Here is an 8939-nt window from a genome sequence, read left to right as displayed (position 1 = left end):
TGAGATGTTTTATCTTATAACATTTTTATATTTAATACACTATACCTTGCTCTAACATCGGCTTTAAGAACACACCCGTGTATGATTCTTCAACTTCCGCCACTTGCTCAGGTGTACCTTCTGCGATGATCATACCGCCACCTTTACCGCCTTCAGGGCCAAGATCAATCACCCAATCTGCTGTTTTGATGACATCCAAATTATGCTCGATGACCACGATGGTATTACCTTTATCACGTAGCGCATGCAGGATATTCAGCAGCTTATCGATATCATGGAAATGCAAACCAGTGGTCGGCTCATCCAAGATATAGAGTGTCTGTCCCGTATCACGCTTGGCAAGCTCACGCGCCAGTTTGACCCGCTGGGCTTCACCACCAGATAAGGTTGGTGCAGACTGTCCCAAGCGAATATAGCCAAGACCCACATCCATTAAGGCTTGCAGACGACGATAGATCGCTGGAATCGCTGAAAAGAATTCAACCGCATCTTCAACAGTCATATCAAGCACGTCGGCAATACTCTTACCTTTATAGTGTATCTCTAACGTCTCACGGTTATAGCGCTTGCCCTCACAGCTATCGCAGGGCACATACATATCCGGTAAGAAATGCATCTCAACTTTGATCAGACCGTCACCTTGACACATCTCACAGCGTCCACCTTTTACATTGAAACTAAAGCGACCAGGTTTATAACCACGCGCCCGCGCTTCTTGGGTCTGTGCAAACATCTCACGCACAGGGGTAAACACGCCAGTATAAGTCGCAGGGTTTGAGCGCGGTGTACGACCAATTGGGCTTTGATCGATGTCGACCATTTTGTCCAAATGCTCAAGACCGCTGATGCTTTCAAACTTATCAGCGATCAGGGTTGAGGCATTATTGAGTTGTGTCGCTGCCAATGGCATAAGCGTACGGTTAATCAAGGTCGATTTTCCCGAACCTGATACGCCTGTTACACAGGTCATGACGCCCACAGGTATGGTCAAATCCACATTATGCAAGTTATTGCCAGATGCGCCTTTTAGCTCGATGATCATCGGGGTTTTTTTAGGTTTGGCCTTACCTTTGACTTCGACATCCATGGTTTTGGCAGTATGACGAACGGTTGGAATCTCTATTTTCTTTTTACCAGACATATATTGTCCAGTCAGTGATTCTTTATTTGCCATAATGTCATCGACCGTACCTTGTGCGATCACGTGACCACCATGCACACCCGCACCGATACCGATATCGATCACGTGATCTGCTTGACGAATGGCATCTTCATCATGTTCTACAACCAGTACTGTATTACCCAAATCACGCAAGCGAGTGAGGGTTTTTAGCAATCGGTCATTGTCACGTTGATGCAGACCAATAGATGGTTCATCGAGTACGTACATCACACCCATGAGACCAGCACCAATTTGACTGGCAAGACGAATACGCTGCGCTTCACCACCTGATAAGGTTTCGGCAGAGCGGGCGAGTGTTAAATAATCTAGACCAACGCTGACGAGGAAGTTCAAACGCTCGTTAATCTCTTTAAAGATTTTTTCCGCGACTTCACCTTTATGACCGCCAATTTTTAGGGTCTTATAATAGTCAGCAGCATCACCGATAGAGAGCTTGACGATTTCAGCGATGGTTTGGCCATCGACACGGACATTGCGTGATATTTCATTGAGACGTGCGCCATCGCAGACGTTACAAGTGGTATCAGCCAAATATTTAGCTAGCTCGTCACGGACAAGATTGCTTTGTGTCTTAGCATAACGACGCTCTAAGTACGGAAGCACCCCTTCAAATGGTACGGTCTTATTGGTTTTGCGACCGCGCTCATCGGTAAAGTTAAAGGTCAGCTTCTCTTTACCAGAGCCCTGCATGATGAGATCTTGTTGCGCTTTGGTCAGATCTTGCCATGGTGCATCCATATCGATTTTGAAATGGTGACAAACGGTAGAGAGTAAGCCAAAGTAGTAAGCATGACGCTTATCCCAACCATTAATCGCACCTTGATTGAGCGATTTTTCATGATGGGTAATCAGTTTCTCAGCAGAGAAGTACTGACGTTTTCCGAGACCATCACAGCTTGGGCATGCACCGTATGGATTATTAAAACTGAACATACGCGGCTCAAGCTCAGGAACGGCACGATCACAGACGGGGCATGAGTGCTTGGCTGACATGACTTGATTGTCATCGCCGCCTTCTTTTGGATTGCCATCCATAAAGTGTAGGGTCACAAGCCCTTGACCTAAGCGTAGCGCCGTCTCTAAGCTCTCAGCGACACGGTTACCTAAATCGTCACGGACTTTGAAGCGATCAACCACGACTTCGATGGTGTGTTTTTTCTTTTTATCTAAGGTCGGTAATTCATCCGTATCGTAGACATCACCGTCGACACGTACGCGGACAAAACCCTGCCCAATCAGCTGCTCAAGCAAGACAGTATGCTCACCTTTACGCTCACGAATAACGGGTGCCAATATCATAAGCTTGGTGTCATCTGGCAATGCCATGATTTGATCGACCATTTCGGTGACGGACTGCGCCACCATTGGTTCGCCATGCTCAGGGCAGTATGGTGTACCAATACGTGCATATAGCAAACGCAGGTAATCATAAATTTCGGTAATCGTACCGACCGTAGAGCGTGGGTTGTGGTTGGTCGATTTCTGCTCAATAGCAATCGCTGGTGACAGACCTTCGATACTATCGACGTCAGGTTTCTCCATTTGTGAGAGGAACTGACGTGCGTAAGCGGACAAGCTCTCGACATAACGGCGCTGCCCTTCGGCATACAAGGTGTCAAATGCCAGCGATGATTTGCCAGAGCCTGAGAGACCTGTGATTACCACAAACTTGTCTCGTGGAATGTCTATGTCGATGTTTTTTAGATTGTGTGTGCGTGCGCCGCGTATTGCAATATGGTCATGTGCCATCGTTGATAGGTTTCCTATTTGCTAAATGGTATATAAAAAGGTCTTTAATATTGAAATGGGTCGATAAAGGTAAGCTCAATAGTTGGTTTTTATATTCATATGGCTTTATAAAAGATGATTCACCTTACAAAGCGATATAAATGCTTATCTACGTATTTTTTATCGTCATGTTTATGCCAGTCAATAAAGTTAGATGAAATATCTGATCAGTAATAGGTGTTGTTTGTTATATATTCAGTTAAGCCGTGTCACTTTCTAGTAGTGTTCGTGATGAGTATCAGTTTGGTTGTCGTGGTCTAAGATACAACACAGCTTATAGTTTTACTTTATTGTTATGACAGCAGCATTATTCAAGGTGTGAGGGTCGCTAGATGCACTTAGTAACAAAATTATGGCGTCATATATGAGGCTGTAATATACACATAATCAAAGCATGCAAAAAATAAAAGTGTCGGCAACCCAATGGCGAATGTCTTATACTAGGGGGCTTGATTTTTAAGCGGATGCCTTTATAAAGCAGCAGTGATATATCAGCAAATGCAAAACCAGCCAACGATCAATCAGTGAGGCAAGTATGAATAGCGTAGAAAAGCGAGCAATATTAGGCGTTGGTGGTATTTTTGCTTTGCGTATGGTCGGTCTATTTATGATTGTGCCGGTATTTTCGGTATATGGTGAAAATTATGCACATGCCACCCCTTTTTTGGTTGGTTTGGCCGTTGGTATTTATGGACTAGGACAGGCTATTTTTCAAATACCGATGAGCCTTGCTGCTGATAAGTTTCCACGTAAACCTATTATATTTTTAGGGTTAATCTTATTTGCTATCGGCGGTATCATCGCGGCCAATGCAACGGATATTTATGAAGTTATTATTGGTCGGGCGCTGGCGGGTAGTGGCGCTGTTTCTGCTGTATTGATGGCATTACTGGCTGATGTGACTCGTGAAGAAATGCGCACTAAGGCCATGGCAACGATGGGTTTGACCATTGCTACCTCGATCATGATCGCTTTCGCTTTTGGTCCCTTGTTGGTTGGCTCACTTGGTATTTCAGGGTTGTTTTGGCTAACAGCCGTGTTTGCTGTTTTGGCAATACTACTATTATTGGTAGTACCGACGCCGCTACGCGTGCTCAAGCATAATTTGGACAATAAATCGATTGGTCAGCAATTGGCCGGTGTGCTAAAAATTGGTGACTTAAATCGCTTACATATCGGTATCTTTACGCTACATCTGACCATGACCGCGATATTTGTCATTTTACCACACCAACTGAATGAGGTGATGGGGTTGTCGGTACGTCAGCAGGGTCTGGTTTATTTACCATTATTATTTATTGGCTTTGCGGTTGCGATACCTTTTATTATCATCGCCGAAAAAAAACGCAAAATGCGTCAGGTGTTTTTAGGTGCATTGGCATTAATTACCGCTGCTCTAGCCATACTCGCACTTGGTAGTCAGGCTAGTATTGGTATTATATTGGGTCTATTACTGTACTTTATGGGCTTCAATCTTATTGAGGCGACCATTCCTTCGTGGATTTCTAAGCGCGCTCCAGTAGCAAATAAAGCCACGGCAATGGGGTTGAACTCTTCTAGCCAGTTTTTTGGTGCGTTTGTCGGTGGGGCGATGGGTGGGCTGTTATTGAATCAACCTAACCTATTAGCGTGGGGTATATTGGCGGTCATTATGGGCGTCGCCTTGCTTTTTATTATACCGATTGCGCAGCCACCTTATTTATCGAGTACGACCGTCACTATTCCGAAAGACATCAATATACAGGACTGGTCACGTCAAATGCTATCAGTAGATGGCGTCGATGAACTGGTGGTCATGGCAAAAGAGCAAGTGGCATATCTCAAATTAGATAAAACCCAGTTGACAGATGTATCGCGACAAGAGTTGTCGCATCTGGCAAAAAGCCCCCTAGATATTTAAACAAAAATTGGTTAAAGTAAAATCATATTACTGATAGTATTAATATGCGGTGGACCAAACTGGCTCCATTAAATCATGATTAACACGATTCATTAAATTATTCATAAATAAAAGGACGGTACCATGCGCGGAGTTAATAAAGTCATCATTATTGGTAACCTTGGAGCAGATCCTGAGGCACGTCAATTTAATAACGGTGGTGGTGTGACCAATATTTCGGTTGCGACATCGGAGCAGTGGACGGACAAACAAAGTGGTGAGAAAAGAGAAGCGACGGAATGGCATCGTATTTCACTATTCAACCGCCTAGGTGAAATTGCTGCGCAGTATTTGCGTAAAGGTAGTAAGGTCTATATCGAAGGTAGCTTACGTACGCGTAAATATCAAGATCCCAACGGACAAGATCGTTATATTACCGAGATTCGTGCCGAACAAATGCAAATGCTAGATGGTGCAACTGGTGGTGGGCAAAATGATAATGGCTTTGGTGGTCAAAGTGGTGGTCAAAGTGGTGGTTATGGCGGTAATCAAGGTGGTCAAAGCAATCAAAACAACTTCGGTCATCAACAGGTTAATAATCAGCCTGCTCAACAAGGCGGTTATAATCAGCCTAGTGGCGGTCAGAATAACTTTAGCAATCAAGGCGCACCTGCTCAGCAAAATCAGTTTAATCAACCAGCACAAAAACCTACACAAGCTAAGCCTACTGCAATGCCAGACGGGCCAGTAGATGATGATATTCCGTTCTAACTTATACAATAATAAGATGTTGTATTTATAATCCTGTAGCTCATTGATAATAATATCATTGAGCTATTTTTATATGTTTCATAATCAGTAGTGTGAAGAATAGAGATTATATAGTTAAATCTATATAAAGCGTCATACTCGCTAACCATACTAATATATAGATTGTACTTGGTTGCATTGCACTACTTTTAAATTGAATCGACTATATCGGAATTGTTTGAACTTAATTATAGGTGGTATGAAAAATTCCAAACAAATGAAAATTTTTAAAAGTATTGGGTTTTATTTATTATCGTCAAAGTATTATTTAACGAGTAAAAAATAATAGAAAACTAATCAATAGGTGTGACTAAACTGAGTGTTTCAATGTTTTGTATTATGATTATAGGAACAGAATTTCCATTTAAACTGATATTAACTACCTTTTATATCCTATATCAACCGTTCACTCTATTGGTTTTAATTAATGCTAACAGTCTATTGATGAGATTGATATAATAAAATCAATGGTTTGAGTTACATTGACTATTATATTTACGCTTAAAATCATTTTTAATAAACCATAAAAATTTAGGCTTGGATCATCTAGTGGTTTCAAACTAAAAAATTATTTAATTGGTGACTTACGATAAGAATACCTACCTGAATATGGGGTCTAAAAATGAATAGTAGCGAAGTATTTCAAAAAAGCGACTTAGGCCGATTAGAGGTTAAATCCAGTCATCTAGGTGTATTGCCGCGAGAAGCGCGAACACTACTTATTATGATTGATGGAAAGCGTGCTTATCAAAGTTATCTTGATACGCTTGATCGTAGTAAAATTTTTGCGGATTGCGGTGGTATAGAGCCATTATTTGAGCTGTTATTAGCGCTTGAGTGTATTGAAATAGTAACAGATGGTAATGCATCAGCTAAGCCAACTGTTATTCAACAAGCATCTACTAAATCCCAAAAAATTATGAATTCTCAATACCAATCAGCTTCTCAGTCTTTTAGTGGTAAGAATGCTATAGAGTTTAACAGCTTATCTAGTAATGTAAGTAGAATAAAAAACTTAGGTAAAAAATCAATTGATGGTATGTTGAAAACCAAACCAACCAATGCCAGCTATGAGACGATAAAGCTAGATTTAGCCACTTATATAGAAAAACACACGTCACCTGTAGAAGCTTGGGGATATTTATTAACTTTAGAAAAGTGTCATGATAGTGCACAGTTGTTAATGTTGACAAAAAAAATACAGAATAAAAACAGTGGCATTTTAGCGTATGGCATGGATACTTTCATTAAAAGAATTCAACGCTAACATAAAAAATTCTTATGTCGTACAGCTAATTATTAGTAGTTCTACTTGAGTAAAATATCAGTGAAATATTTAGTTTTACACAGCAAGGTATTATTACAATTTATTACAATTTATTTTTATTAAACAAGTTTGTTATTTAACGAGTAAGTTTAGTAATAAATTTGGTTGATCAATATCATCTTTAGTCAATAAGTTTGGATAAGAAATAACTAGGTATTCTGATTTGAATTTTATTATTTATGAATTTATGTTTATTAAAATAAATAAATAAATGTTTACTTGTTTATAAATAACAAAGTGGCTGAATAGGGCTGGTTTACTTATCTTTACTATGTATTGACCTTGGGTATATAAAATATAGAAAATTATTATTGTGATAGTAATGATTTTTGTTTATATTACTACTGCCAATAGATATGATGACTTATTATATTTTTATTAAAAGTAATATTTATGTACGATACTTATAATCTGATTGACTATAAGTATATTATTCTCAGTTCTTAATAGTAAACAATATGTCTATTAAGGTGATATTTTTTATTTTATAATTGGATTTACTATGAGCAAAAATAAAGAAATTGATTTAGAAAATCTAGACGTTGATGAGCTACGTGCTATTACTGAAAATGCTCAGCAACTTATTGCTAAAAAACAACACCAACGTTTGTATGATGCTTACATGCAGTTTGAGAAAATTGCAGAAGAAAGCGATGCATCTATTGAAGATATTTTAAAAGCTGGTGAAACACTAGAGAAAAAACGTAGCATTAAATATCGCAATACGGATAATAATGAAGAAACTTGGACTGGTCGTGGTCGTAAGCCGACATGGTTGGTTGAAGCGTTAGCAGCAGGTCGTCAGCTTGAAGATTTTGTTATTTAGTCAATCAATGTTATAAATGGTACAAGGCAGACGAGTGCAAGTACTACAGTAGTAGGCTAAGCGAGTCTAATGCTGTAACACTTTAATAGTGGTTCGATTATAGTAATAAGCCCTGTGTGTATAGAAGCCGGCAATTCTTTATCAATATTTGGTAAAGGGCTGCTGGCTTTTTTTATCGTTTTTTTTACTATAGTCAATTCAAGTTAAAAGAGGTATCAGTCAACCGAGTGTAGAGGTGTATTTAATACTTCAGGCTAGGCGAGCGATCCTTTTACAATAGAATGACTACATGGAGAGACCCTAATTATATAATCTAATCAATTACTTCCATAACGTACATTAGTTTGCGTATTTATAACACAGCTATACATAGCATTTGCCATATTTTAGTATGCTAAAGTGTGTCATTATTTTAAAAGTGATGATAAAAATGAGATAAATCACTGTCAAACAAGGAAAATAGCGTAGATAATATTGAGACATTAATCAGCTATTTAATGCTGCTTGACAAGATTTAGTCATTTTTAACCCATTGAGATAACTATCGATTGAATTGAAAATACGTCCTAATATAGGAATAATATATTTATGGTATGAGATTCTCAAAATATAATTAACCGTATCAAAATTGCTTAGTTTCTAATATTTCGTACTCGCCCTTATTTTTGCTATTTTAGCTTTTATGAATGACATAATGTGAGTATGAGTTGTCTATATGTTCAGTTAATTATTATATATAAGTGGAGGTGAATATATGGCAGGTCATGAAAAAATAAAAAAGAGGCTCCTTTTAGGAGCGGTGGCAATGGTTTTACTGGTTGTGCCTCGACGTAGTAGTCAGAAGGCTGATATAGAAAAATCTAATAACCCAAAAGCGAAAAAATAAAGTTCATACCTAGAGCAAGTCTTTAATGCAAGGGATAGCCCTATAAAATGGCTGAGTTTTACCAAATATAGTCAGGTGGTTGGTTAGTATTTCAATATTATCGGCTCTGTTTTTCACTTTTAATCACAGTTTATCTGATTTTTATTATCATTCTAAAATGAAAACATGCAATAGAAAATAAGGTCTTTGATATAATTTATTCTGATTATTAAAATAATTATTGATAAGATAGTCATTGAC

Annotated in this window: 6 protein-coding genes; 5 read left to right on the top strand and 1 reads right to left on the bottom strand. The window is 38.9% G+C overall.

Annotated elements, in window-relative coordinates; translation table 11 throughout:
• Positions 1 to 31: 31 nt before the first annotated feature.
• Positions 32 to 2932, bottom strand: a complete 2901-nt coding sequence (uvrA, locus tag ACT3QP_RS13205) for an excinuclease ABC subunit UvrA (protein ID WP_444525824.1) — start codon at positions 2930 to 2932, stop codon at positions 32 to 34.
• 574 nt (positions 2933 to 3506) lie between these two features.
• Between uvrA and ACT3QP_RS13200 the strand changes: the two genes are divergently transcribed.
• The 5 genes from ACT3QP_RS13200 (at position 3507) to ACT3QP_RS13180 (ending at position 8699) form a co-directional block, all read left to right on the top strand.
• A complete protein-coding gene (locus ACT3QP_RS13200) occupies positions 3507 to 4871 on the top strand; it encodes an MFS transporter (protein WP_444525823.1) in 1365 nt (454 codons plus the stop codon).
• Between the two features lie 123 nt (positions 4872 to 4994).
• The gene (ssb, locus tag ACT3QP_RS13195) at positions 4995 to 5621 is read left to right on the top strand and encodes a single-stranded DNA-binding protein (RefSeq protein ID WP_444525822.1); all 627 of its coding nucleotides are present in this window, start codon (positions 4995 to 4997) and stop codon (positions 5619 to 5621) included.
• A 661-nt stretch (positions 5622 to 6282) separates the two neighbouring features.
• On the top strand, positions 6283 to 6927 hold the full coding sequence (locus tag ACT3QP_RS13190; RefSeq protein WP_444525821.1) for a hypothetical protein: 645 nt from the start codon (positions 6283 to 6285) through the stop codon (positions 6925 to 6927).
• A gap of 562 nt (positions 6928 to 7489) precedes the next feature.
• Complete coding sequence (locus tag ACT3QP_RS13185; protein ID WP_444525820.1) at positions 7490 to 7813, top strand: H-NS histone family protein; 324 nt, start codon at positions 7490 to 7492, stop codon at positions 7811 to 7813.
• Positions 7814 to 8567: 754 nt separating this feature from the next.
• Positions 8568 to 8699: a hypothetical protein gene (locus tag ACT3QP_RS13180; RefSeq protein WP_444525819.1), complete on the top strand. Its 132-nt coding sequence runs from the start codon at positions 8568 to 8570 to the stop codon at positions 8697 to 8699.
• The last annotated feature ends 240 nt before the right edge of the window (positions 8700 to 8939 follow it).

The sequence above is a fragment of the Psychrobacter sp. AOP7-B1-24 genome (assembly GCF_052376215.1).
Taxonomy (GTDB): Bacteria; Pseudomonadota; Gammaproteobacteria; order Pseudomonadales; family Moraxellaceae; genus Psychrobacter.
The sequence above is the reverse complement of the archived record's forward strand: the minus strand, read 5'-3'. Positions and strand labels throughout refer to the sequence as shown.

Excerpts from the sequence above, each read along its gene's own strand:
- ACT3QP_RS13190 (WP_444525821.1), top strand. The coding sequence starts at position 6,283 with ATGAATAGTAGCGAAGTATTTCAAAAAAGCGACTTAGGCCGATTAGAG.
- ACT3QP_RS13185 (WP_444525820.1), top strand. The coding sequence starts at position 7,490 with ATGAGCAAAAATAAAGAAATTGATTTAGAAAATCTAGACGTTGATGAG.
- ACT3QP_RS13180 (WP_444525819.1), top strand. The coding sequence starts at position 8,568 with ATGGCAGGTCATGAAAAAATAAAAAAGAGGCTCCTTTTAGGAGCGGTG.
- ssb (WP_444525822.1), top strand. The coding sequence starts at position 4,995 with ATGCGCGGAGTTAATAAAGTCATCATTATTGGTAACCTTGGAGCAGAT.
- uvrA (WP_444525824.1), bottom strand. The coding sequence starts at position 2,932 with ATGGCACATGACCATATTGCAATACGCGGCGCACGCACACACAATCTA.
- ACT3QP_RS13200 (WP_444525823.1), top strand. The coding sequence starts at position 3,507 with ATGAATAGCGTAGAAAAGCGAGCAATATTAGGCGTTGGTGGTATTTTT.